The 23,688-nt window shown below is 73.2% G+C and carries 20 protein-coding genes; 11 read left to right on the forward strand and 9 right to left on the reverse strand.

Annotated elements, in window-relative coordinates; translation table 11 throughout:
• Nucleotides 1–22 precede the first annotated feature (22 nt).
• The 4 genes from ACQPYA_RS08920 (at nt 23) to ACQPYA_RS08935 (ending at nt 4,409) form a co-directional block, all read left to right on the forward strand.
• Nucleotides 23–997, forward strand: coding sequence for a carbohydrate ABC transporter permease (locus ACQPYA_RS08920; protein ID WP_433532148.1), 975 nt, complete (start codon nt 23–25; stop codon nt 995–997).
• A gap of 10 nt (nt 998–1,007) precedes the next feature.
• The gene (locus ACQPYA_RS08925; protein WP_433532149.1) at nt 1,008–1,850 is read left to right on the forward strand and encodes a carbohydrate ABC transporter permease; all 843 of its coding nucleotides are present in this window, start codon (nt 1,008–1,010) and stop codon (nt 1,848–1,850) included.
• Nucleotides 1,847–3,280, forward strand: a complete 1,434-nt coding sequence (locus ACQPYA_RS08930; RefSeq protein WP_433532150.1) for a GH1 family beta-glucosidase — start codon at nt 1,847–1,849, stop codon at nt 3,278–3,280. The genes ACQPYA_RS08925 and ACQPYA_RS08930 overlap by 4 nt, the downstream gene beginning before the upstream one ends.
• A gap of 82 nt (nt 3,281–3,362) precedes the next feature.
• On the forward strand, nt 3,363–4,409 hold the full coding sequence (locus tag ACQPYA_RS08935; protein WP_433532151.1) for a LacI family DNA-binding transcriptional regulator: 1,047 nt from the start codon (nt 3,363–3,365) through the stop codon (nt 4,407–4,409).
• 105 nt (nt 4,410–4,514) lie between these two features.
• Here the strand turns inward: ACQPYA_RS08935 and ACQPYA_RS08940 are convergent, their stop codons facing one another.
• On the reverse strand, nt 4,515–5,750 hold the full coding sequence (locus tag ACQPYA_RS08940; protein WP_433532152.1) for an acyl-CoA dehydrogenase family protein: 1,236 nt from the start codon (nt 5,748–5,750) through the stop codon (nt 4,515–4,517).
• Nucleotides 5,750–6,907 (reverse strand): phosphotransferase family protein, encoded by a 1,158-nt coding sequence (locus ACQPYA_RS08945; RefSeq protein WP_433532153.1) that lies wholly within the window; start codon nt 6,905–6,907, stop codon nt 5,750–5,752. The genes ACQPYA_RS08940 and ACQPYA_RS08945 overlap by 1 nt, the downstream gene beginning before the upstream one ends.
• Nucleotides 6,908–7,055: 148 nt before the next feature.
• On the opposite strand from ACQPYA_RS08945, the gene ACQPYA_RS08950 reads away from it, so the two are divergent.
• The 4 genes from ACQPYA_RS08950 (at nt 7,056) to ACQPYA_RS08965 (ending at nt 13,979) form a co-directional block, all read left to right on the forward strand.
• On the forward strand, nt 7,056–7,757 hold the full coding sequence (locus tag ACQPYA_RS08950; protein ID WP_433532154.1) for an amino acid-binding protein: 702 nt from the start codon (nt 7,056–7,058) through the stop codon (nt 7,755–7,757).
• Nucleotides 7,758–7,868: 111 nt separating this feature from the next.
• Nucleotides 7,869–8,930, forward strand: a complete 1,062-nt coding sequence (locus ACQPYA_RS08955; RefSeq protein WP_433532155.1) for a GNAT family N-acetyltransferase — start codon at nt 7,869–7,871, stop codon at nt 8,928–8,930.
• A gap of 272 nt (nt 8,931–9,202) precedes the next feature.
• Nucleotides 9,203–11,875 carry a glycoside hydrolase family 9 protein gene (locus tag ACQPYA_RS08960; RefSeq protein WP_433532156.1) on the forward strand — a complete coding sequence of 891 codons (2,673 nt, stop codon included), beginning with the start codon at nt 9,203–9,205 and terminating at the stop codon, nt 11,873–11,875.
• A 538-nt stretch (nt 11,876–12,413) separates the two neighbouring features.
• Nucleotides 12,414–13,979, forward strand: coding sequence for a hypothetical protein (locus ACQPYA_RS08965; RefSeq protein ID WP_433532157.1), 1,566 nt, complete (start codon nt 12,414–12,416; stop codon nt 13,977–13,979).
• Here the strand turns inward: ACQPYA_RS08965 and ACQPYA_RS08970 are convergent.
• The 4 genes from ACQPYA_RS08970 to bioB form a co-directional block, all read right to left on the reverse strand.
• Nucleotides 13,951–16,080 (reverse strand): NB-ARC domain-containing protein, encoded by a 2,130-nt coding sequence (locus ACQPYA_RS08970; protein ID WP_433532158.1) that lies wholly within the window; start codon nt 16,078–16,080, stop codon nt 13,951–13,953. The two genes, ACQPYA_RS08965 and ACQPYA_RS08970, sit on opposite strands and share 29 nt — an antisense overlap.
• 152 nt (nt 16,081–16,232) lie before the next feature.
• Entirely contained in the window at nt 16,233–16,739 is a 507-nt protein-coding gene (locus ACQPYA_RS08975; protein ID WP_433532159.1) for a GNAT family N-acetyltransferase, read from the reverse strand.
• Between the two features lie 5 nt (nt 16,740–16,744).
• Complete coding sequence (locus tag ACQPYA_RS08980; RefSeq protein WP_433532160.1) at nt 16,745–16,984, reverse strand: hypothetical protein; 240 nt, start codon at nt 16,982–16,984, stop codon at nt 16,745–16,747.
• Entirely contained in the window at nt 16,984–17,979 is a 996-nt protein-coding gene (bioB, locus tag ACQPYA_RS08985; protein WP_433532161.1) for a biotin synthase BioB, read from the reverse strand. Before bioB ends, ACQPYA_RS08980 begins: the two co-directional genes overlap by 1 nt.
• A gap of 211 nt (nt 17,980–18,190) precedes the next feature.
• Here bioB and ACQPYA_RS08990 point away from each other — a divergent pair, with 211 nt between their 5' ends.
• Both ACQPYA_RS08990 and bioD read left to right on the forward strand, forming a co-directional pair.
• Complete coding sequence (locus ACQPYA_RS08990) at nt 18,191–19,327, forward strand: 8-amino-7-oxononanoate synthase (RefSeq protein ID WP_433532162.1); 1,137 nt, start codon at nt 18,191–18,193, stop codon at nt 19,325–19,327.
• Nucleotides 19,315–20,052 (forward strand): dethiobiotin synthase, encoded by a 738-nt coding sequence (gene bioD / locus ACQPYA_RS08995; RefSeq protein ID WP_433532163.1) that lies wholly within the window; start codon nt 19,315–19,317, stop codon nt 20,050–20,052. Before ACQPYA_RS08990 ends, bioD begins: the two co-directional genes overlap by 13 nt.
• Nucleotides 20,053–20,073: 21 nt before the next feature.
• On the opposite strand, the gene ACQPYA_RS09000 is transcribed toward bioD, so the two are convergent.
• Together ACQPYA_RS09000 and ACQPYA_RS09005 are read right to left on the reverse strand one after the other, a co-directional pair.
• The gene (locus ACQPYA_RS09000; RefSeq protein WP_433532164.1) at nt 20,074–21,267 is read right to left on the reverse strand and encodes a cytochrome P450; all 1,194 of its coding nucleotides are present in this window, start codon (nt 21,265–21,267) and stop codon (nt 20,074–20,076) included.
• 9 nt (nt 21,268–21,276) lie between these two features.
• Nucleotides 21,277–21,945, reverse strand: a complete 669-nt coding sequence (locus ACQPYA_RS09005; RefSeq protein ID WP_433533437.1) for a class I SAM-dependent methyltransferase — start codon at nt 21,943–21,945, stop codon at nt 21,277–21,279.
• 178 nt (nt 21,946–22,123) lie between these two features.
• Between ACQPYA_RS09005 and ACQPYA_RS09010 the strand changes: the two genes are divergently transcribed.
• Complete coding sequence (locus ACQPYA_RS09010) at nt 22,124–23,020, forward strand: hypothetical protein (protein WP_433532165.1); 897 nt, start codon at nt 22,124–22,126, stop codon at nt 23,018–23,020.
• A 37-nt stretch (nt 23,021–23,057) separates the two neighbouring features.
• On the opposite strand, the gene ACQPYA_RS09015 is transcribed toward ACQPYA_RS09010, so the two are convergent.
• Nucleotides 23,058–23,636, reverse strand: coding sequence for a TIGR03086 family metal-binding protein (locus tag ACQPYA_RS09015; RefSeq protein ID WP_433532166.1), 579 nt, complete (start codon nt 23,634–23,636; stop codon nt 23,058–23,060).
• Nucleotides 23,637–23,688: the final 52 nt, after the last annotated feature.

Raw genomic sequence — 23,688 nt, forward strand, 5'->3', positions numbered from 1 at the left:
CTCGCCGGCAAAGGAAACATGTATGAGCCTCTCGGCCGCGACGGCGCCGCCGTCACCAACAGTTCCGTCACCATCCGACGCCTCCTCCCGCCAGCGGCGTCGCGGGTACCTGCTCAACCGCCTGGACCTCAAGTACTCGCCGTATCTCTACATCGCGCCGTTCTTCCTGATCTTCGGCGCGTTCCAGCTGTACCCGATGGTGCGCACCGGCTGGATGTCCCTGCACGACTGGGACATGATCGGCGACCACTCGTTCATCGGCATCGACAACTACACCCGGTTGCTCTCCGACGAATACTTCTGGAACGCGCTGGTCAACACCTTCGGCATCTTCGCCTTGTCGACCATCCCGCAGCTCATGCTGGCGCTCTTTCTGGCCAACCTGCTCAACCGCACGTTCCTGCGGGCCAAGACCTTCTTCCGGATGGCCATCTTCGTCCCGAACGTGGTCTCGGTGGCGGCGGTCGCGATCGTCTTCGGCATGCTGTTCCAGCGTGATTTCGGCCTGTTCAACTGGCTGCTCAGCTTCGTCGGGGTGGACCAGATCGACTGGCGCGCGCAGCGGTGGAGTTCCTGGACGGCGATCGCCACCATGGTCAACTGGCGGTGGACCGGCTACAACACCCTGATCCTGCTCGCCGGCATGCAGGCCATCCCGAAGGACCTGTACGAGGCGGCCGCGATCGACGGCGCCAGTCAGTGGCGGCAGTTCTGGCAGATCACCCTGCCCATGCTCAGGCCCACCTTCCTCTTCGTGGTCATCCTCTCGACGATCGGCGGCATGCAGCTCTTCACCGAGCCGCTGCTCTTCGGCAACGGGCGCATCCTCGGAGGCAACCAGCGGGAGTTCCAGACCCTGGCGATGTACATGTACGAGAAGGGCATCGACAACCTGAGCACCGCGGGCTACGGGGCCGCGGTGGCCTGGGCGATATTCATGATCATCGTCCTGGTGTCGCTGTTCAACTTCATCCTCGTCCGCCGCTCGGCCAAGTGAGGAGAGATCGGTGATCTCGGCTTCCCAGCGCCTGTGGCGCACCAGTCCGCTGACCTACGTCGCGCTCGTCCTGGCGGCCCTGCTGTCGATCTACCCCTTCTACTACATGGTGGTGATCGGCACCCGCTCGCTGGACTCGATCAACGACGTGCCGCCGCCGGTCACCCCGGGCGGGGCCTTCGCCGACAACTTCGGCCGGGTCCTCGACAACGACGCGGCCAACTTCCTCACCGGCCTGATGAACTCGATCATCGTCTCCTCGGTGGTCACCGTGTCGGTGGTGCTCACCGGCTCGCTCGCCGGATTCGCCTTCGCGAAGCTGCGCTTCCGGGGCCGCAACGTGCTGCTGCTGTCGATCATCGTCACCATGATGATCCCGACCCAGATGGGCCTCATCCCGCTCTGGGGCATGATGCAGACGCTGGGGTGGTACGACACCCTGTACGCCGTCACCGTGCCGTTCCTGGTCACCGCCTTCGGCGTGTTCATGATGCGGCAGTACGCCAGCCAGGCGATCTCCGACGAGCTGATCGAGGCGGGCCGGGTCGACGGCGCCAGCACGTTCCGGATCTACTGGAACATCGTGCTGCCCGCGTTGCGCCCGGCCGCCGGGGTCCTCGGTCTGCTGACCTTCATGGAGAACTGGAACTCGTTCCTCTGGCCGTACGCGATCCTCACCCCGGAGAACCCGACCCTCCAGGTCTCGCTCTCCTTCCTCTCGTACGCCTACTACACCGACTACTCGCAGGTCTTCGCCGCCACCGCGGTCGGCACCCTGCCCCTGGTGGTCGTCTTCATCCTGTTCGGCCGCCAGATCATCGGCGGGATCATGGAAGGTGCAGTCAAGTCGTGAGCAACCCCGCCATCCCACCCGCCGTCGGCGTCCTCGACGAGCGCGCGCCGTTGACCTTCCCGCCCGGCTTCCTCTGGGGGGCGGCGACCGCCGCGTACCAGATCGAGGGCGCGGCGGCCGAGGGCGGGCGTACCCCGTCGATCTGGGACACCTTCAGCCACACCGATGGCCGGACGGTCGCCGGGCACACCGGTGACGTCGCCTGCGACCACTACCACCGGCTCGGCGACGACGTGCGGCTGATGGCCGAGCTGGGGCTGAAGTCGTACCGCTTCTCGGTCTCCTGGCCGCGCGTGCAGCCGGGCGGGTCCGGCCCGGCCAACGCCGAGGGGCTCGACTTCTACCGACGGCTGGTCGACGAGCTGCTGGCCAACGGGATCGAGCCCTGGCTCACGCTCTACCACTGGGACCTGCCCCAGGAGCTGGAGGACGCCGGCGGCTGGCCGGCCCGGGACACCGCCGCCCGGTTCGCCGACTACAGCCAGCTGGTCGCGGACGCGCTGGGCGACCGGGTGAGGTACTGGACCACGCTCAACGAGCCATGGTGCTCGGCCTTCCTCGGCTACGGCTCCGGGGTGCACGCCCCCGGCCGCTCCAACGGGGCCGCCGCGGTCCACGCCGGGCACCACCTGATGCTCGGGCACGGGCTCGCCGTGCAGGCGCTGCGCGCGGCCCGGCCGGCCGCCCAGCTCGGGGTGACCGTCAACCTGTACCCGGTGACCCCGGCGACCGGGTCGCCCGGCGACTCCGACGCCGCCCGGCGCATCGACGGGCTGGCCAACCGGTTCTTCCTCGACCCGATCCTGCGCGGGGCGTACCCCGACGACCTGGTCGCCGACCTGGCGAAGGTGACCGACTTCGCGCACGTCCACGACGGCGACCTGGCCACCATCGCCACGCCGCTGGACCTGGTCGGGGTCAACTACTACAGCCGCCACGTGGTGGCCGCGCCGGTCCCCGGCGAGCAGCCGGAGCGCTACTGGCGGGCCCCGTCCAACTGGCCGGGCAGCGAGGACGTCCGGTTCGTCAGCCGGGGCGTGCCGGTCACCGACATGGACTGGGAGATCGACGCCCCCGGCCTGGTGGAGACGCTGCGCCGGGTGCACGAGGAGTACACCGACCTGCCGCTCTACGTCACCGAGAACGGGTCGGCCTTCGTCGACGCGGTGGTCGACGGGCAGGTCGACGATGCCGAGCGGCTGGCGTACTTCGACGCGCACCTGCGCGCCGCGCACGAGGCGATCAGCGCCGGCGTCCCCCTGCGTGGATACTTCGCCTGGTCGCTGATGGATAATTTCGAGTGGGCCTGGGGCTACACCAAGCGGTTCGGCATGATCTACGTCGACTACGACAGCCAGACCCGCATCCCCAAGTCCAGCGCCAGGTGGTACGCGGAGGTGATCCGACGCAACGGTCTGGCCGCACAATAGGGCGATGGCCAGCCAGTAACGGGCGGCCCGGCACTGACGCGCAAGCAGGTGCCGGGGCCGCCTGACGTCGGAGGAGCAGACGATGACAACGCAGCGCACCCGGTCGCTCGGGCGCCCGACCCTCGATGCGGTCGCGGCCCGTGCCGGAGTCGGCCGCGGGACGGTCTCCCGTGTCGTCAACGGCTCTCCCCAGGTGAGCCCGGAGGCCCGCGCCGCCGTGCAGCAGGCCATCGCCGAGCTGGGGTACGTGCCGAACCGGGCCGCCCGGGCGCTGGTCACCCAGCGGACCGACTCGGTGGCCCTGGTGGTCAGCGAGTCGGGTGAGCGGCTCTTCGCCGAGCCGTTCTTCGCCGGCATCGTCCGGGGGATCAGCTCGGTGCTGCTGGAGACGCCGTTGCAGCTCTGGCTGGCCATGGCGCAGTCTCCGCTGGAACGGGAGCGGGTCGAGCACCACCTGACCAACCAGCACGTCGACGGCGTGCTGCTGCTGTCGCTGCACGACGCCGATCCACTGCCCACCCTGCTGGAGGAGCGCGGCCTGCCCACCGTGCTCGGCGGCCGGCCGGCGCGGATGCTGCACCCCGACGCCCAGCCCGCCTCCTTCGTCGACGTGGACAACGCCGGTGGGGCGCGGCAGGCCGTGGAGTACCTGGCCGGCCGGGGGCGGCGGCGCATCGCCACCATCGCCGGCCCGCAGGACATGGGCGCCGGCCTGGCCCGGTTGTCCGGCTACCGGGACGCGGTGCGGACCGCCGGGTTCGGCGTCAACCCCGACCTGATCGCGTACGGCGACTTCAGCGAGGAGAGCGGGGCGACCGCCATGCGGCAGCTGCTGGACCGCTGCCCCGACCTGGACGCGGTCTTCGTCGCCGCCGACCTGATGGCCTTCGGCGCGATGCGGACGCTGCGCGAGGCGGGCCGGCGGGTGCCGCAGGACGTGGCCCTGATCGGTTTCGACGACGCGCCCATCGCCCGGCAGTCCGACCCGCCGCTGACGTCGGTGTTCCAGCCGGTGGACGAGATGGGCCGGCAGATGGCGCGGCTGCTGGTCGCCCGGATCCGCGGCGACGAGATCCCCGACCCGCACATCGTCCTGGACACCAAACTCGTCGAACGCGCCTCCACCTGACCTGAAGGAAGGGCCCCCTGTTAACGCCTGCGGTATAGCAGGGGCCCCCTTTTAACGCGGGAGCGGCGGGGCGGGCTCTTAACGCGGGAGCGGTGGGGCGAGCTCTTAACGCGGAGGCGGCGGGGCGGGGCGCTCCCAGCGACGTAGTTCGCGTTTGGCGAGGCTGGCCCGGTGCACCTCGTCGGGGCCGTCGGCCAGCCGGAGGGTGCGGGCCTGGGCCCAGAGCGCGGCAAGGGGGGTGTCCTGGCTGACGCCGGCACCGCCGTACGCCTGGATCGCCTTGTCGATCACCCACTCCGCCATCGCCGGTGTGCCGATCTTGATGGCCTGGATCTCGGTGTGTGCGCCCTTGTTGCCGACGGTGTCCATCAGCCAGGCGGTCTTGAGCACCAGCAGCCGGGCCTGCTCGATGCGGACCCGGGACTCGGCGATCCACTCGCGTACCACGCCCTGCTCGGCGAGCGGGCGGCCGAACGCGACCCGTTCGATGGCCCGGCGGCAGAGCAGCTCCAGGGCCCGCTCGGCCATCCCGACCAGGCGCATGCAGTGGTGGATCCGCCCCGGGCCGAGGCGGGCCTGGGCGATGGCGAAACCGGCCCCCTCGGCGCCGACCAGGTTCTCCGCCGGCACCCGTACGCCCTCGAAGTCGATCTCGGCGTGCCCGCCGTGCGCGGCGTCGCTATAGCCGAAGACGGTCAGGCCCCGGCGGACCGTGACCCCCGGGGTGTCCCGGGGGACCAGGATCATGCTCTGCTGCCGGTGCCGGTCGGCGCCGGGATCGGTCTTGCCCATCACGATGAAGATCTCGCAGGCCGGGTCCATCGCCCCGGACGACCACCACTTGCGTCCGTCGATCACGTAGTGGTCGCCGTCGCGCCGGATCGCCGTGGCGATGTTCGTCGCGTCCGAGGAGGCCACCTCGGGCTCGGTCATGCAGAACGCCGAGCGGATCTCCCCGGCCAGCAGCGGGGCGAGCCAGCGCTCGCGCTGCGCGGCGGAGCCGAACTCGGCGAGCAGCTCCATGTTGCCGGTGTCCGGGGCGGCGCAGTTCAGCGCCTCCGGGGCGAGGTGCGGGCTGCGCCCGGTCAGCTCGGCCAGCGGCGCGTACTGGAGGTTGGTCAGCCCGGCGCCGTGGCGCGGGTCGGGAAGGAAGAGGTTCCACAGGCCGCGCCGGCGGGCCTCGGCCGTCAACTCGGCCAGCACCGGGGGGCGGGCCCACGGGTCACCGGCGGCGGCGACCTGGGCGGCGTGCACCGCCTCGGCCGGGTAGACGTGCTGCTCCAGGAACTCGGTCAGCTCCGCGCGCAGCTGCTCGGTGCGGGCGTCGTACCCGAACTCCATCACGCCTCCCCAACCTTGGCCAGTCCGTGTGCCACCAGCGGGGACACCATGTTTCCGATGCTGTCGAAGCCTTCGCCGAGGGTCTGCCCGAGGGCGTGCCGGTAGTGGATGCCCTCGCAGATCACCGCGAGCTTGAAGCAGCCCAGCGCCACGTGCCAGTGCAGCGGGCCGACGTCGACGTCGCTGCCGGCGGCGTACCGCTCGATCAGCTCGGTGCCGGTCGGGAAGCCGGCGCGCGGGCCGAGGCCGTCGGCGACCGGGTTGCCGTCGGCGAGGTCGCTGCCGCCGAGCACCTCCCAGTAGGTCAGCAGCAGCCCGAGATCTGCCAGCGGGTCGCCGAGGGTGGCCATCTCCCAGTCCAGCACCGCCGTCACGGTCGCCGACGGCGCGCCCTGCTCGGCGGTGTCGCGCGGGGCGGGTCGCGGGTCCGCCGGCGCGACGGTGGCGAGCAGGTTGTCCAGCCGGTAGTCGCCGTGCACGACGCGGCCCGCGTTGGCGCCCTCGGGCACGGTGGCGGCGAGCCGGTCGCGCAGCTCGTCCATGCCGGGCAGCGGCCGGCTGCGGGAGCGGTCGAGTTGGCCGGCCCAGCGGCGGACCTGCCGGGCGAGGTAGCCCTTCGGGCGGCCGAAGTCGCCCAGCCCGACCGCCGCCGGCTCCACCATGTGCAGCGCCGCGAGGGTGTCCATCATCGCCATGGCCAGCCCGCGCCGCTGGCCGGCGGTGAGCTGGTCGGTCCGGGACCGGCTGCGGAACACCTCGCCGGTGACCCGTTCCATCAGGTAGAACGGCGCCCCGAGCACGTCGGCGTCCGGGCAGAGCAGCAGCGCCCGCGGCACCGGGACGGCGGTCGGGGCCAGCGCCGAGATCACCCGGAACTCCCGGGCCATGTCGTGCGCGGTGGCCAGCACGTGCCCGAGCGGTGGCCGGCGCAGCACCAGCTCCCGCCCGCCGGCCCGCAGCAGGTAGGTCAGGTTCGACCGGCCGCCCGCGATCAGCTCCGCCCGCAGCGGCCCGCCGGTCAGCTCGGGCCGGTGCGCGGCCAGGTAGCCGCCGAGCCGATCGAGATCGAGCCCGGCCGGGGAGCCGTCGGCAGGGCCGGGGGAGCCGGCCGCCGGGCGGTGCTCCGGGGCGGCCCGGCGCGCGGCCGAATCGGTCATCCGGACAGTCCATGGCAGCTCGGACGGGTTGTCAAGGTCAGGCTTGACCCTCGGGACATGCTGCCGCAACAGGGACGAAATGGTCAGCTGCCAGGCTGGGGACCAGCCTGCCGGCCACCGCGTCGGCCCGCCGAGCGGAGGGGTTCAGATGTTGCTGCGCGTACGGGTCACCCTGCCGGACCGTCCGGGCACCCTGGGCCAGGTGGCGCGCACCCTCGGGGTGTCGGGCGCGGACATCGTCCAGGTGGTCGTGCTGGAACGCCTCGGCGGACGCGCGGTCGACGACTTCACCGTGGTGTGGCCGGGCGCCGCCCGGGTGGAGCGGCTGTTGGCCGGCCTGGCGGCCATCCCGGGGGTACGGGTGGACGGGGTGTGGCGGGCGATCGGCGCGCCCAACACCGCCGGACAGGACGCCGAACTGCTGGCGCAGGTCGCCGCCAACCCGGCCGACGGGATGGCCACTCTGGTCGACGCGGTGCCCGGGCTGCTCGCCGCCGAATGGGCGGTCGCCGCGGTGGTGCCGGTCGACTGGGCCTCGCGTACCGGTGGCGGTGGGGCGACGGTGGAGCAGGCCAGCTGGCGTACGCCGGTACCGCCGCAGTTGCCGGAGGTGACGCCGCTGCGCGCCCGGTCGATGACCATGCCCGACGGCGGCCACTTCGCGGTCGCGCCCTTCGGTCGGGCCGGACTGGTCCTGGTGGTGTCCCGCGAGCACAGCGAGACCCTCGCTCCGGCCGCGTTCCACTCCACCGAGGTGGACCGGCTGGCGCAGCTGGTCCGGGCCAGCGCGGTGATTCTCGGCGACCGCCTGGACCTGGTCGGCACCCCGCCGGTCAGCGCCAACCCGTGACCCCGTCCGGCCAGCTGTGACGTAGACCGCAGGGCTGGTCGCGGCTGGACACGGTGGGGCAACCGGCCGGCAACAGCGGGGCGCGAAGGTGGCACGGGAAGGGAGGCAACGATGACGCTGTGGCGAATCCGAGCCACCGTGGACGACCGGCCGGGCTACCTGTCGGTGCTCACGGCGAGCCTCGCGTTGCGCGGAGTCAACATCCTCACCGTGCAGGTGCACACGACCGAGCGCGGTGCCGTCGACGACTTCCTCGTCGACGCGCCGGAGAGCATCGACGAGGCGGACATCATCGCCGCCGTGGAGCGGGGCCGGGGTCGGGACTGCTGGGTGGCGCGCAGCGAGGCGCGTGGCCTGGCCGACCAGCCGACCCGGGTGCTCGGGCTGGCCAGCCGGCTGGTGCACGACCCGGACTCGACCGGGGAGGTCCTGCGGGCCCTGCTCGCGGCCGACGAGGTAACCTGGCGACCCGCGCCGGCCACCGCCCGGTCCGGGATCGACGGCATGACGATGCTGCTGGCCGACCCCAACGGCGGGTCGTACGCCCTGCGCCGGGTCGCGCCGAGCTTCACCCCGGCGGAGTACGCGCGGGCACAGGCGCTGCTGGAGTTGGGCGCCACCGCGGCCCGCCGGGCCACCGAGCAGGTCACCGTGGTCCTGCCGGACGGTGCCGAGCTGACCGTACGCCCGGCGGTCGCCGAGGACCTGGCGGCCGTGGTCGAGCTGCACGAAGCCTGCTCGGCGCGTAGCCGCCAGCGGCGTTACCTGGGCGGGGCGGCGCAGCCCTCCCCGGCCCGGCTGCGCCGGCTGCTGGAACCGGCCCGCGGGGTGACCCTGATCGCCGCGACGACCGGCTCCGGCGGGGCGGCGGAGTCGGTCGTCGCGATGGCGAACCTGCTCGGCGAGGGCGACGAGGCCGAGCTGGCGCTGTTGGTGCGCGACGACTGGCAGCGGCGCGGGCTGGGCTCGACGCTGCTGCGGCGGGTGACCCGGCAGGCCGAGTCGGCGGGCTACGCGGCAATGGTGCTGCACGTCCAGGCCGAGAACGCACCGATGCTGCGTACGCTGCGCCGGCTCTCCCGGCCGAGCACGGTCGAGCGGGACGCCGGGCTGCTGACCCTGACCGTGCCCCTGACGGTCGACGTGCCGGCGCCGGTGGAGCGCACCGGCTGACAACCCGGACGACCGTCCTCCGGTGCGGAGGACGGTGAGGTGGGCAGGACTCCCGGTGCGGGGGCCCTGCCCACCGTCATGTGGCGCTCTCTCGGCTGGCCGGACAGCGGCTTCGGGCTTCCCAAACCGGCGGCCTGCCGATTACATTGCTGACTATCCATGGGAGCGCTCCCGGTCCTGCTGGGGCCACCCTCGCCGCCACCATCGGCAGCCGTCCGAACCGACGCGGCCCGCGTCGGTGCTGCCGTCCGCGCACCGACAGGAGCAGCCACATGCACCACACCAGACCACCGGACCGCGCCCGCGCCGATCAACCTCCGCCGGGCCGGGCCGATCAGCCTCCGCCGGGCCCGGCCCGCGCCGATCAGCCCCGGCGACGTCGCCTGCTGGCCGCCGGCACGGCGCTCGCCGCCACGCTCGCCCTCGCGGTCGGCGTACCCGCCTCCGGGTCCGCCGCACCGACGGCCTCCGCCGTGTCGGCCGCCGTGTCGGCCTTCAACTACGCCGAGGCGCTACAGAAGTCGCTGCTCTTCTACGAGGCGCAGCAGTCCGGGAAGCTGCCGAGTTGGAACCGGGTCTCCTGGCGCGGCGACTCCGCCCTGCAAGACGGGACCGACGTCGGGCTCGACCTCACCGGCGGCTGGTACGACGCCGGTGACCACGTGAAGTTCGGCTTCCCGATGGCGTTCAGCGCCACCATGCTCGCCTGGGGCGCGGTCGAGTACCGGGCCGGGTACGTCGCCTCCGGCCAGCTCACCCACCTGCTGAACAACCTGCGGTACGTCAACGACTACTTCGTCAAGGCGCACCCGTCGCCGAACGTCCTCTACGGACAGGTCGGCAGGGGCGACGACGACCACAAGTGGTGGGGACCGGCCGAGGTGATGCCGATGGCGCGGCCCGCGTACAAGATCGATGCGAGCTGTGGCGGCGCGGACCTGGCGGGGGAGACGGCGGCGGCGATGGCCGCGTCGTCCATGGTGTTCCGGCCCACCGACGCGGCGTACGCCGACAAGCTGCTCACCCACGCCCGCCAGCTCTACACCTTCGCCGACACGGTGCGTAAGAGCTACCACGAGTGCGTCACCGACGCGACCAGCTTCTACCGCTCCTGGAGCGGATGGCAGGACGAGCTGGTGTGGGGCGCGATCTGGCTCTACCGGGCCACCGGCGACGCCGCCTACCTGGCCAGGGCGGAGAGCGAGTACGACCGGCTCGGCACCGAGCCGCAGACCACCACCCGCTCCTACAAGTGGACCGTGGCCTGGGACAACAAGCAGTTCGGCGCGTACGTGCTGCTGGCCAACCTGACCGGCAGGCAGAAGTACATCGACGACGCCAACCGGTGGCTGGACTTCTGGACCGTCGGGGTCGACGGGGAGCGGGTCCGGTACTCGCCCGGCGGGATGGCGGTGCTCGACTCCTGGGGCGCGCTGCGCTACGCGGCCAACACCGCGTTCGCCGCGCTGGTCTACAGCGACCGGACCACCGACGCGACCCGCAAGGCCCGCTACCACGACTTCGCCGTCCGGCAGATCAACTACGCGCTCGGCGACAACCCACGCAACTCCAGCTACGTGATCGGTTTCGGCGCCAACCCGCCGCGCAACCCGCACCACCGCACCGCGCACGGCTCCTGGTGGGACAGCATGACCGTGCCCACCGAGACCCGGCACACCCTCTACGGCGCGCTGGTCGGCGGGCCGTCGTCGCCGAACGACGCGTACACCGACAGCCGGTCGGACTACGTGATGAACGAGGTCGCCACCGACTACAACGCCGGCTTCACCTCCGCGCTGACCCGGCTGACCCAGGAGTACGGCGGCACCCCGCTGGCCAACTTCCCGGTTCGCGAGCAGCCGGACATCGACGAGTTGACCGTGGAGACCACGGTGATGCAGAACGAGCCCCGGGCCACCGGGCTCAAAGTGATGATCTACAACAGGTCGGCGTTCCCGGCGCGGGCGCTCACCGACGCGAAGTTCCGCTACTACTTCCGCCCCGACGGCACCGGCCCGGTGCAGGTCACCCCCGGCTACACCCAGGGCTGCCCATCCCCGACCACCGCCCGCCAGGCCGGCGGTGACCTCTGGTACGTCGAGGTCGACTGCACCGGTCACACCATCGCCCCGGCCGGCCAGTCGCAGCACCGGATGGAGGTGCAGTTCAAGGTCGGCGTACCGGAGGGCGGCGCCTGGAACCCGGCGAACGACCCGTCGTACCAGGCGACCGCCGGGCCGAACCGCAACGTTCCGCTCTACGCCGGCGGGGCCCGGGTGTGGGGTGTCGAGCCCACCCCGGGCACCGACCCGCCCCCGGGCACCGGCGACACCACCCCGCCGAGCACACCCGGCCCGGTGACCGCCTCCGCGATCACCTCGACCGGGGCGACGCTGACCTGGGGCCCGTCGACCGACAACGTCGGCGTGACCGGATACCGGGTCTACCGTGGGACGGCCTCGGGTGACGTGCTGGTCGCCACGGTCACCGGCACCACGTACCCGGTAACGGGGCTGAGCCCGCAGACCACGTACCAGTTCCATGTGGTCGCGATCGACGCGGCCGGCAACGCCTCCCCGCCGACGGCGAAGGTCTCGGTGACCACCACGACGGCGTCGCCGGCCCCGCCCTGCCGGATCGACTACGCCACCAACGACTGGGGCACCGGCTTCACCGCGAACATCACGATCACCAACACCGGCAGCACGGCGATCAACGGCTGGACGCTCACCTTCACCTTCCCGAACAGCGGGCAGCGGGTCGGCCAGGGCTGGTCGGCCACCTTCCAACAGGCCGGTACGGCGGTGACCGCGACCAGCCTCTCCTACAACGGCACGCTCGCGCCGGGCGCCTCGACCGGCATCGGCTTCAACGGTACGCACACCGGCAGCAACCCGAGGCCGGCGAGCTTCACCCTCAACGGCGCCACCTGCACCGTCTCCTGACGGTCCGGGCCGGATCCGCGTGGATCCGGCCGACCGGTCGCCGTTCCCGATCCCGTACCGATCGGTGCCCGTGTCGACCTGGGTGAAGAAGCTGGGAACCTGAACGGACGCGATACTCGAACACGCCGGCGGCGCCCGCCTGCCCTCGTGGCCGCAGGGACGGCGGCCGGGACCGGGCTGGCGCTCGCACCGCTGACCGGGCCGCTGGCCCGCCGACTGATCTGGTCGGTCGCTCGGCGGCCTGCGGCCCCTCGGCCGGCTTCCGTCACCTCCACCGCGGCCGTAACTTGTTCGGCGTGACCTCGTTAAACAGCCGGGAGCCGGGAGCCGGGAGCCGGGAGCCGGGAGCCGGGAGCCGGGAGCCGGGAGCCGGGAGCCGGGAGCCGGGAGCCGGGAGCCGGGAGCCGGGAGCCGGGAGCCGGGAGCCGGGAGCCGGGAGCCGGGAGCCGGGAGCCGGGAGCCGGGAGCCGGGAGCCGGGAGCCGGGAGCCGGGAGCACGGTTGGTGTCCGCCGCCAGCTGTTGGTGGTGGTCCGGACGGTGACGACGTTGGGCCGCTTGCGGGACGTGTTGTCGCTGACGGCCGGTGATCGGCGTATTCAGACGTCTTTCACCCGTGATGTTCGGTCCCGGTCGGCGCTGGCGGCCGGGGTGGACGAGGCGTTGGCGGAGTTGGGGGCGCCGGTCCTGCCGTGGCGTGACGCGGTGAGCACGAGGTTCGATCTGGCGCTCGCGGCGAGCGAGAACGACCGGTTGGCGGATCTCGACGCATCGGTGCTGCTGCTGCCGCATGGTGCGGGGCACCAGAAGTTCTACCCGGACACGGCGGTGGTGTCTGGCCTGAACCCGGAGCGGCTGGTGACGGGCGGCCGGGTGGTGCCGGCCGCGATCGGTCTGCCTCATGCCGCGCACTTGGCTCGTTTGGCGCGGCTGTGTCCACCTGCGGCGTCGCGTGGGGTGGTGGTGGGGGATCCGGCGCTGGCGCGGATGCGCGGTTCGCGCTTTCGGTCCGGCCAGTTGCGGGCGGCGTTTGGCGCGCGGGACAAGCGGCTGGTGGTGCTCGCGTCGACGTTCGGGCCGGACTCGGCGTTCGGCCGGTTGCCGGACTTGCCGGAGCGTCTGGTGGGCGGGTTGCCGGTGGATGAGTACCAGGTGGTCGTGGTGCTGCATCCCGGGGTGTGGGCGGCGCACGGCCCGTGGCAGGTGAGGTCCTGGTTGGAGCAGGCCGCCGCGTACGGGGTGCAGGTGGTCACGCCACACGAGGGATGGCAGGCGGCGTTGTTGGCCGCGTCGGTGGTGATTTCTGATCATGGCTCGCTGGCGTTGTACGCGGCGGCGTTGGACAAGCCGGTGGTGCTGGTAGGGCGGGGCAGCGCGGTGACGGTCCCCGGGTCAGCGGCGGCGCGGCTCGCCGCGACCGCGCCGGTCTGGGACCTCGACGAGCGACCCCGACAGCAACTCGATGCGGTGATCGATCAGCATGAGCCGGGCATACACGGCCAGGTCATCAACCTGCTGGCAGAGCCGGATCTTCACGGTGAGGACTGCGCGCGTCGGCTGCGGCGACTGCTGTACGGGCTGCTGCGGTTGGAGGAACCGCCGGCCACGGCGACGTTCGGCCCCGTCGTCGCGCCCGCGATGTCGGTGCCGGCGGTACCGGCGACCGTGGTGGGCGCCGAGATTCAGCGCGACGGGATGCGGATCGAGCGGTACGCCGACCTCGGCCACGGCGAGCCGCGTGGCGGGCTGGAGCATCGGCATCTGGTCGCCGACCTGCGTACCGCCAGCCTGGCGCAGCTCTGTTCGGCCAGCGTCGTGCTCGTCAACGACCGTGATGTGTGGTCGACGAGGGGCTGGCCGGTGCGGGCCGCCGAGGAGATGGCGCGGTGGCCGCAGGCGAGGATACTGGCGACCGTGGTGGACGAGGCGTCCTGCGTCGTCTGGGCTGACGGACAGGTGACTCTTCTGCGCGCTGACGAACCGTTGGATCCGATCGTGCTCGCGTCGCTGGCGTACCTCCGTCTCACCACGCTCGGCCGGATCCCGGCCGAGGACAGCGTCCACCTTGGTCGGCGGGCTATCGGGGTGGTGGCGGTAGCACGTTGAGTTTGCGCAGGTAGAGATCGAAGCGGGGATCGCCGGTGTTCCAGTAGAGCTGGGCGATCCAGCCCCAGCGGGCGCGGGCCGTCTCAGGGTCGCCGCCGCGCCAGGCCAGCTCCGCTTCGATGTCGGCCAACTCGACCTCGTACTGCGTCGCCGTCGCCTCGGTCACCAACTGGCGGGCCAGTCCGATCGAGGCGTGCGCCTGCGGCAGGTCGCCGAGCGCGAGGTGGGCGCGGGCGGCCACGGTGTGCGCGCGGGCGGCATTGCGTACGTCGCCGCTCAACGTGAGCGCGGTGGCCAGCAGCGGCAGCGCCTCCTGCGGCCGGCCGGAATGCACGAGCACGTTGGCGAGCATCCGGTGGTGGATACCGGAGGCCCGGCGCAGCTCGTGCCGATCGTCGATGTCGAGGCAGCGACGGAACGCCTGCTCGGCGGCGTCGTAGTCACCCTGGGCCTCGGCCAGCCGGCCCCGGAACTCCCCGACCGACGAATGCATGTGCGGGTCATCGGTCGTGGCCAGCAGGCGCTCCGCGTCGGCCAGGGCGGTGTCCGCCCGGTCGAGCAGGTGCAGTTGGGTGAAGAGGCGGGCCTGCGCCGCGTGGATCCGCGCCTCCAGCACTCGGTCCCCGAGCGCGTGGGCGGCCCGTACCCCCCACTCGTTGGCGCCGGAGATGCGCCAGTGGTGGCCCCGGCTGGTCAACAGCGGCTCCAGCGCACCGCACAACTGCGTCACCTCCACGAACCGGCCGGCGTGGAACGCACGGGGGACGACCGCGACGATCGCCGGCAGTTCGGTCTCCAGCCAGTCCAGCGGCGCCGGCCACGACGGGCTCCACACCAGCCCAGGCGGAATCTCGTAGCGGCGTAGCCGCGGACCGCCGGCCAGGTCCGCCGCGACCGCCCGGTCCCGACAGAACCACAGCAGCCGATCGAACGGCGTGTCGGTGTCGACCGCGCGGTCAGGGCGCATCCGGAGCGCGTGGTCCCGGATCAGCCCCGGCAACCGCAGACGGCCCCGTGTCTCGGCCACCAGCAACCCGGCGTCGATCAGACGGTCGACACCATGTCCCACCATCGCCGCCGCCGCCTCGTGGCTGAAATCCCGCACCGGCTGCGTGGCCAAGACGATCAGGTCGTCGACGGTGGTGTCGGGCAGCTCCCGCATCGTCTGCGTCAGGCACCGCAGGATCAACTCGCCCGGGTCGTCGCTGCTGGCCAACTCGTCCCGGACCGCCGCAACCGCACCCGGAACACCGCGCCGCCGGGACAACCGCACCGCGACCTGCACGATCGCGAACGGGATCCGATCGCACAACTCCAGCAGCTCCCGCGCCGCCGTCGGCTCGGCGGACAGCATCCCAGGACAGCGATGCTCCAGCATCGCCCACGCGCCCGGCTCGTCCAACCCGTGCAGGAGCACCGGCGGACCCGGCGCCCAGGCACGTAGGTCATCGGTCAACCGGCGAGTCGTCGCCAACACCAGGCTCGCCGGCCACGGCTGCACCAACGCCGACAACTCGGCCGCGCCGAGCACGTTGTCCAACACCAGGACACACCGGCGGTGCAGCAGCGCACGAAGGTACTGCTCCGCCATCACCGCCAGCGGAACCTCAGCGACCGGCACCCCGAACTGACGCAGCACCGCCGCCTGTGCCTCGCCCACCTGCAACGCCTCGCCCACCCGGAAAGCGTCCAGGTCGACGTACGCCCGCCCACCCGGAAACTCGTCCGCTGCCTCGTGGCTGACCTGGAGCACCAAAGCGGTCTTACCCACCCCGTGCACCCCCGCCACCAGATGCACACCCGGCTCCGCCAACTCCGCCCGCGCCGTATCCCGATCGAGGAACACCGTCGGCGGCAGAACGCCACTCTCGGTCACCGCGCCCGCCACCGCGGCCAGCGCGACACCGACCTCCGCAGCGAACTGTGGATCCCGCTCACCCGCCGCCAGAATCGCGTCCCGCAACTTCTCCGGATCATTCGGCAACGCGCCGAGCCGACGCAGCAAGGCCCGCATCACCCCACCCGCACCGGCCACCACGACACCACCGACGCCTGCCGTGACGGTCTTCGCCGCCTCCGCCGCCACGACATCCCAGCTCACCGGCAGACCCCCTTGCGCAGTCAGTCACCCCAACCTGACACACCGCAAGGACTATAGCGATCACCAACAATGCGACTCCAGAAGCGCACAGTCATCCATCTCGTTGCCCGACGACCCAGAAGCCAGGCGCTGGGGTGGAGCGACCGGGGCGGTCAGTCGGGCAGTTCGTCGGCGAGGAGATCCATCAACAGGCCGTCGTGCCAGCGGCCGTCCGCGCCGCGCTCGTAGCGGCGCAGCACGCCCACCGGCCGGAAACCGACCTTCGCGTACGCCCGGATGGCGGCGGTGTTCGCCGCCGCCGGGTCGATGGTGAACCGGTGGTGGCCGTGGGCGTCGATCAGGTGCCGGACGAGGGTGCGGATGGCGTCCCCGCCGAGCCCGGCACCGCGTACCGACGGGTCGAGGAAGATGTCCAAGCTGGCGTGCCGGTAGTCCGGGTCGTCCTCGGCGTACCACTGGATCGCGCCGACCACCCGGCCGTGCTGCTCGATGGCGTACACGGTCAGGTCCTCGTCGGTGAGGTCGGCCTCGACGGCGGTGGCCAGGTCGTCGTCGCCGCGCCACCAGCGGCGCACCTCCGGTTCGGCGCGGATGGCCGCGAGGGCCGGCACGTCCGCGGCCGTCGCCGGCCGCAGGGTCACCGCCCGGCCCCGCAGCACCGCGCTCAGCCCCGCAGTTCGCCGTGCTCGACGCAGACCGCCGACCAGCCGACCGGCAGCACCTGCACCTTCATCCGACGCCGGCAGCGCGCGCAGTACCGGGGCGGCTCCAGCGCCCGCGCCGCCGCACAATCCTCGTGCCCGCCGGTCGCCGCCGTCTCGCCGCACCGCTCGCACCACACCCCGACCGCCGCTGGCCCGCCGGTAGCCGGCCCGGCCTCCGCCGCGCGTTCGCCGGTCGGCATCACAGCGTCGCCGAGAGCGCCTTGACCGGCATCTTCAGGTCGTCGAGCAGCTTGAGGTCGTCGGTCGCCGGCCGGCCGAGGGTGGTCAGGTAGTTACCGACGATCACCGCGTTGATGCCGCCGAGCAGCCCGTCGCGGGTGCCCAGGTCGCCGAGGGTGAGCTCCCGGCCGCCCGCGTACCGCAGGATGGTGCGCGGCATGGCCAGCCGGAACGCGGCGATGGCCCGCAGCGCGTCCTTCCCCTCGACCACCGGGCGGTCACCCAGCGGGGTGCCCGGGCGGGGGTTGAGGAAGTTCAGCGGCACCTCGTGCGGGTCCAGCTCGGCCAGTTGGGCGGCGAACTCGGCCCGCTGCTCCACCGTCTCGCCGAGGCCGAGGATGCCGCCGCAGCAGACCTCCATGCCGGATTCCCGGACCATCCGCAGCGTCTCCCAGCGCTCCTCGAAGGAGTGCGTGGTGACCACGTTCGGGAAGTACGACCGGCACGTCTCCAGGTTGTGGTTGTACCGGTGCACGCCCATCTCGACCAGCTCGTCGACCTGCTCCTGGGTGAGCATGCCCAGCGAGGCGGCGACCTGGATGTCGACCTCGGCCCTGATCGCGGCGACGCCCTCGCGCATCTGCTTCATCAGCCGGGCGTCCGGGCCGCGCACGGCGGCCACGATGCAGAACTCGGTCGCCCCGGTCTCGGCGGTCTGCCGGGCCGCCTTCACCAGCGACGGGATGTCCAGCCAGACCGACCGCACCGGCGAGGCGAAGAGGCCGGACTGCGAGCAGAAGTGGCAGTCCTCCGGGCAGCCGCCGGTCTTGAGCGAGACGATCCCCTCGACCTCGACCTCCGGGCCGCACCAACGCATCCGCACCTCGTGGGCGAGCTGGAGCGCGGCGGGCAGGTGCTCGTCGGGCAGGTTCAGCACGGCGAGGACGCCGGCCTCGTCGAGGCCGACGCCGTTCTCCAGTACCTGGGTGCGGGCCTGGTCGAGGATCTCTGGCATGGCTCGTACCCTACAAGGCCCCCTGACCGCGGGAAACGGGCTCCGGGCGGTGCGGGCGGCAGCGCGTCCGGGTTCCCACGGGCCGATCGTTCAAGTTCAAGCGGGGTTGAGGCCAAGCCCGGAGTGGATCCGCCGGGGCCCGGCGGGCGGGTGGTAGTTTCGCCCCGCGGAAGCGCCGGACGGGCGACGGTCGGCGCGGAAGGGACGTACGGTGGCGGACTGGCTGGCGGCGCTGGACCGCCGCGCCGAGCTGCGGGCGAAGGCGGGACTGACCCGCCGGCTGCACCCGCGCGCCGCCGGCGACGCCGTGGTCGACCTGGCCGGCAACGACTACCTGGGCCTGGCCACGCATCCCGAGGTGGTCGCCGCCGCGGCGCAGGCGCTGTCCGCGTACGGACTGGGGGCGACCGGGTCGCGGCTGGTCCGCGGCTCCACCGACGCCCACCACGCGCTGGAGGACGCCCTCGCCGACTGGATCGGCACCGACCGGGCGCTGGTCTTCTCCTCCGGGTACCTGGCCAACGTCGGCGCGGTCCGCGCCCTGGTCCGACCCCGCACGCTGCTGGTCTCCGACGCGCACAACCACGCCAGCCTGATCGACGGGTGCCGCATCTCCGGCGCGGAGACCGTGGTCACCCCGCACGTCGACGTGGACGCGGTCGCGGCGGCCCTCGCCGCGGCCCCCGGCCGCCCGGCGGTGGTGGTCACCGAGTCGGTCTTCTCCGTCGACGGCGACCTGGCCCCGCTGGCGCGGCTGCACGCGACCGCCCGCGAGCACGGGGCGCTGCTGCTGGTCGACGACGCGCACGCCCTCGGCGTGACCGGGCCGGCCGGGACCGGTGCGGTGGCCGCCGCCGGGCTGGCCGGCGAGCCGGACGTGGTGGTCACCGCCACCCTCTCCAAGGCGCTCGGCGGCGCGGGCGGGGTGGTGGCCGGCCCGGCCGAGTTCGTCCGGCACCTGGTGGAGACCGCCCGGACCTTCATCTACGACACCGCCCTGCCGCCCGCGGTGGCGGCCGGGGTGCGCGCCGCCGTCGGGCTGGCCCGGGCCGGCGACGACCTGCGCGCCGAGCTGGCCGGGCGGTCCGACCTCGTGGTACGCCGGATGCGGGCGGCCGGCCTCGGCGTCTCCGCGCCCGACGCCGCCGTCGTCTCGGTCACCGCACCGGGCCCGGAGGCGGCGACCGCCTGGGCCGACGCCTGCCGGGACCGGGGGGTGGCGGTCGGCTGCTTCCGCCCGCCCTCCACTCCGGACAGCCGCTCCCGACTGCGGCTGACCATCGGCGCGGGAGTGCCGCGGGCAGACTTCGAACGCGCCCTGGAGGTCATCGTGGAATGTGCGCCATGACGGATCAGTGGCGGGGACCGGTGCTGGTCACCGGGACCGACACCGAGGTCGGCAAGACGGTGGTGACCGCGGCGATCACGGCCGCCGCGCAGGCGGCCGGGCTGCGGGTCGCGGTGGTCAAACCCGGCCAGACCGGTACGTCCCTCGGCGAGCCCGGCGACGTCGAGGCGATCACCCGGCTGGCCGCGCCGATGACCGGCCGGACCCTGTCCAGCTTCCCCGACCCGCTCGCCCCGCTGGCCGCGGCCCGGGTGGCGCAGCTGCCGCCGCTGGAGCTGTACAACGCCGTCGACGCCGTCCGCGAGGAGGCCGACAAGCACGACCTGGTGCTGGTCGAGGGGGCCGGCGGGCTGCTCGTACCGATGGGGCTGCGGCCGTCGGGGGAGCCCTGGACGGTGGCCGACCTGGCCGTGTCGCTGGGCGCACCGGCGGTGGTGGTGGCCCGCGCCGGCCTCGGCACCCTCAACCACACCGCGCTCACCCTGGAGGCGCTCGACCGGCGGGCGGTGCCGGCCGGCGTGGTGATCGGCGCCTGGCCGGCCGGACCCGAGCTGGTGCACTGGGCCAACCTGAGCGACCTGCTGCCGAACCTGCTCGGCGCGCTGCCGGCCGGCGCCGGGGCGATGGACCCGGGGGTGTTCCGGCGGTCCGCGCCGGGCTGGCTGACCCCGGCGCTCTACGGCGTGCTCGACGACTGGCGCGCCTGGGCCGAGGAGATCAGCTGACCTGCGGCCCTGACCACAACCTCAGCGGCGGACGACGAGGGCGTCGGGCATCCGGAAGGTGAGGTTGTCCGGATAGCGGGGCGGGCGGACGACGCGTACCCCGGCCAGCAGCGGCGCGACCTCAGCCACCACCGTCGTGGCCTCCAGCCGGGCCAGCTGGTCGCCGAGGCAGCGGTGCACGCCCGCCCCGAAGGCCAGGTGCCGGCGTGACCCGCGCTGCCCCGGCCGGAACTCGTCCGGCGAGTCGACCGTCGCCGGGTCCCGGCCGGCGCGGGCCAGCCACAGCACCACACTGGTGCCCGCCCGCACCCGCGTACCGCCCAGCGTGGTGTCCACGGCGGCGACCCGCCGCCAGGTGACGATCGGCGGCTCCAGCCGCAGCCCCTCCTCGACCACGTCGGCGACCGCCACCGAGCCGTCGCCCAGCCCGGCGAGCACCGCCGGCTCGCCGGCGAGCCGGTGCATCAGCAGGGTGAGGAACTGCGAGGTGGTCTCCTGGCCGGCGACCAGCAGGAAGAACAGCGCGCCGACCACCACGTCGGGCGGGTGCCCGGCGGCCCGCAGGGACCCGGCCAGCCCGCCGCCGTCGGCCGCGAAGTCCCGCAGCACCCGGTGGAACCGGCCCACCTCGGCGGCGAGGGCGCGCTGCCGGCCGCCGTCCAGCGGGGCCCAGAACAGCTCCAGCGCCGCGCGGGCGAAGTCCTTCACCGCCGCGACCGGGGCGTCCGGCAGCTCGACCAGCCGGGCCAGGACCAGCAGCGGCAGGTCGGCGGCGAGTCCGGCGTGCAGATCCACCGCCGCACCGGTGTCCAGCGTGGCGCTCAGGCCGGCCACCCGTCGGCGGACCAGCGCGGCCAGCCAGTCCCGCTGGTCGGCCACCCGCTTCGGGTGCAGCGCGTCGGCGACCAGCGCGCGGATCTCCGGGTGGCTGGCGCCGCCGTTGTTGGCCAGCGTCGGCGGCAGCCGGAACCGGTGCGCGGCGAGCACCCGCAGCGCGGCCACCGGCATCGGGGTGACCGCGTCCAGGGCGTTGTCCGGTCGGTACGTCTCCGGGTCGGTGAGCACCTGCCGGACCAGCGCGTGCCGGGTCACCAGCAGGTGTTCGACGCCGACGTGGTCGGCGACCCGGGCCACGTCCGGCCATCGGGGCACGCCGCTACCGGCCCCGGCACCCTCGGACCGGGTCGGGGCCTGCTCCCAGCTGCGGAACAGCACGGCGTCACGCTAGCCGGACGGCCGGGGCCGCTCCGCGCGCAGCTGCCAGACCGTGGTGCGCTTCACCCGTACGCTCTCCAGCGCCTCGCTGACCGGCACGTCGTAGGCGGCGAGTTCGTCGAAGCGGTCCCGGGGCAGGAAGGCCCGCCCGGGGTCGCCGACCAGCACCTGCGCCCCGGAGCGCGCGGCGCGCAGCAGGAACCGCAGCATCCGGTTGGCCATCGCCGCGCTGTAGAACACGTCCCCGGCGAGGACCACCTCGGCGTCGCCCGCATCGCCGTCGAGGAGGTCGCCGAGTTCGGCGTCGACGCGTACCCCGTTGGCCTCGGCGTTGAGCGCGACCGCCGCGACGGCCAGTTCGTCGACCTCCACCGCGCGGACGACGGCCGCGCCGGCCCGGGCGGCGGCGATGGCCACCAGGCCGGAGCCGGAGGCCAGGTCGAGCACCCGGCGGCCGGCGAGCAGCTGCGGGTGGTCGGTGACGTACCGGGCCAGGGCCTGGCCGCCGGCCCAGGCGAAGGCCCAGAACGGCGGCGGCCGGTCGCTGCGGAACTCGCCCTCGGTCAGCTCCCACAACCCGATCGGCTCGTCCGCCTGATGCAACCGCACCTCGGGTACGAAGGCGACGGGCGCGAGCCGGGCGTGTAGCCGGACGAAGGCGGTGGAGAGCGCGGACACGTCGGTGATTGTCCACTCCGGCGCCCCGACGGCGTGTCGCGGGTTGGGTGTGACCGGTTCAATACCGTACGTGAAAAGGGGCATCTTGCTTCACAATACGTGCGAACACGCCCGTCTACCGGCTGGCTTCCGGCCCTCCTAGCGTTGCCAATGGAGGCGACCAACGGGAGGACGGATCGTGAAGAGGCTGTGGCGGAGCACGCTACGGATCGGTGTGGTGCTGGCATGTTTCACCGGGGTGGACGTCGCCATGGCCACACCGGCGCACGCGGCATTCGCCACCGAGCTCAGCGGCCTGCCGGACCAGTTCACCGCCGGGGGGCGGGTGGAAACGGTCTCCGCCGTGGTGTCCCGCTCGGACCAGGGCGACTGCATCAAGGTCCGCTGGTCGATGGTGCTCGGTGTGCAGGGGCTGCGACTGGACCAGGTGCGGGTGGACCGGATCGAGGAGACCGGGTCGTTCCCGATGGAGGTCCAGATCGACGGTGACGTGGCCCGGTTGACCGATCGCCAACTCGACCCGGGCACGCTCTGCCCGGGGCGGACGGTGACCGCCCAGTACCGGATCGCGTTCGCCCGGGACGTCGGCGAGGGCCGGGTCAGCCTCGCCGCCGAGGCGTACGACCAGAACCTGCAACTGCTGTCCCGCCAGACGGCGACGCGTGCGGTGGTCGGCCAGGGTGCGAGTGCCCCGTCCACGACCGCCGCGCCGACCCCGACCGAGGACCCGGTCGAGGAGCCCGGCGCGGTCCCGACGGTGGACCCGGTCGATGAGGAGAGCGACGCCGCCGACGAGGGGTACGCCGGCGGCTCGACCGCTCCGCCGGCTGCCGGCGCGGCCGGCAACCAGGTCTCGCAGAGCGGCGCCGGTCTCGGCCTCACCGAGGCCGCCTTCCTCCTCGGCGGCCTGCTGCTCTTCCTCGGGGTCGGGCTGTTGCTCCGGCTGCGGCACCTGACCCGCGAGCCGGAGGCGGTCGACGCTGGCGCCGCGACCACCGGCCGGTGGGATCGGCAACCCGGCCCGCGGGGGCGGTGGCGCACCGTACCCCGGGATGACGGCTACCCGCTGCGCTGACCGGCGTCCGTCGCCGGCTCCGGCGGCGGGCGCGCGGCTACGGGGTCCAGTCGGGGTCGCGGCCGAAGGCGGCGATGAGCCGATCCTGCTGGTCCTCGTCGGCGGCGGGCAGCCCGACCCCGGCACGGACCAGCCCGTGGTGCTGGTAGTCCCCGACCCGGCGGGAGAACCAGCGGGCGCACTCGGCTACCGCGTCGGCGTCCATCCGGGGGTCGGCGCCGATCGCCACGGCCAGATCCCAGCCGTGCACGAGGTGCTCGGCGACCAGTTGGTGCAGGTACTCCTCGGCGGGGGTGTCGCCGGCCGAGAGGTGGACGGTGCGCTCCCGCGCGCCGGGATGCGTGGCGGCCAGTTCGGCCTGCGCCGCCGCGTCGCGGGCGGCCTCGACCGGGTCCGCGCCGAGCTGGTCGCCGTCGTACCGGTCGCCGACCTCCGCGATGGTCCGGCCGGCGAAGAGGGCGACGCTCCAGTGCTCCTCACCGACCACGTGGTTGACCAGCGTGCGGACGTCCCAGCCCGGGCACGGGGTGGTGGCCGACCACTGCCCGGCGCCGACCTGTTCCACCCGGGCGGTGAACTCCACCAGGCTGCGGCGGTACGTCTCCAGCAGGTCCATGCCGTCATTGTGGCCGCCGGCCGCCCCGCTGGCGGCCGGTTCGCCCGACGCC

This window comes from Micromonospora sp. CA-263727 (assembly GCF_050942455.1).
Taxonomy (GTDB): Bacteria; Actinomycetota; Actinomycetes; order Mycobacteriales; family Micromonosporaceae; genus Micromonospora.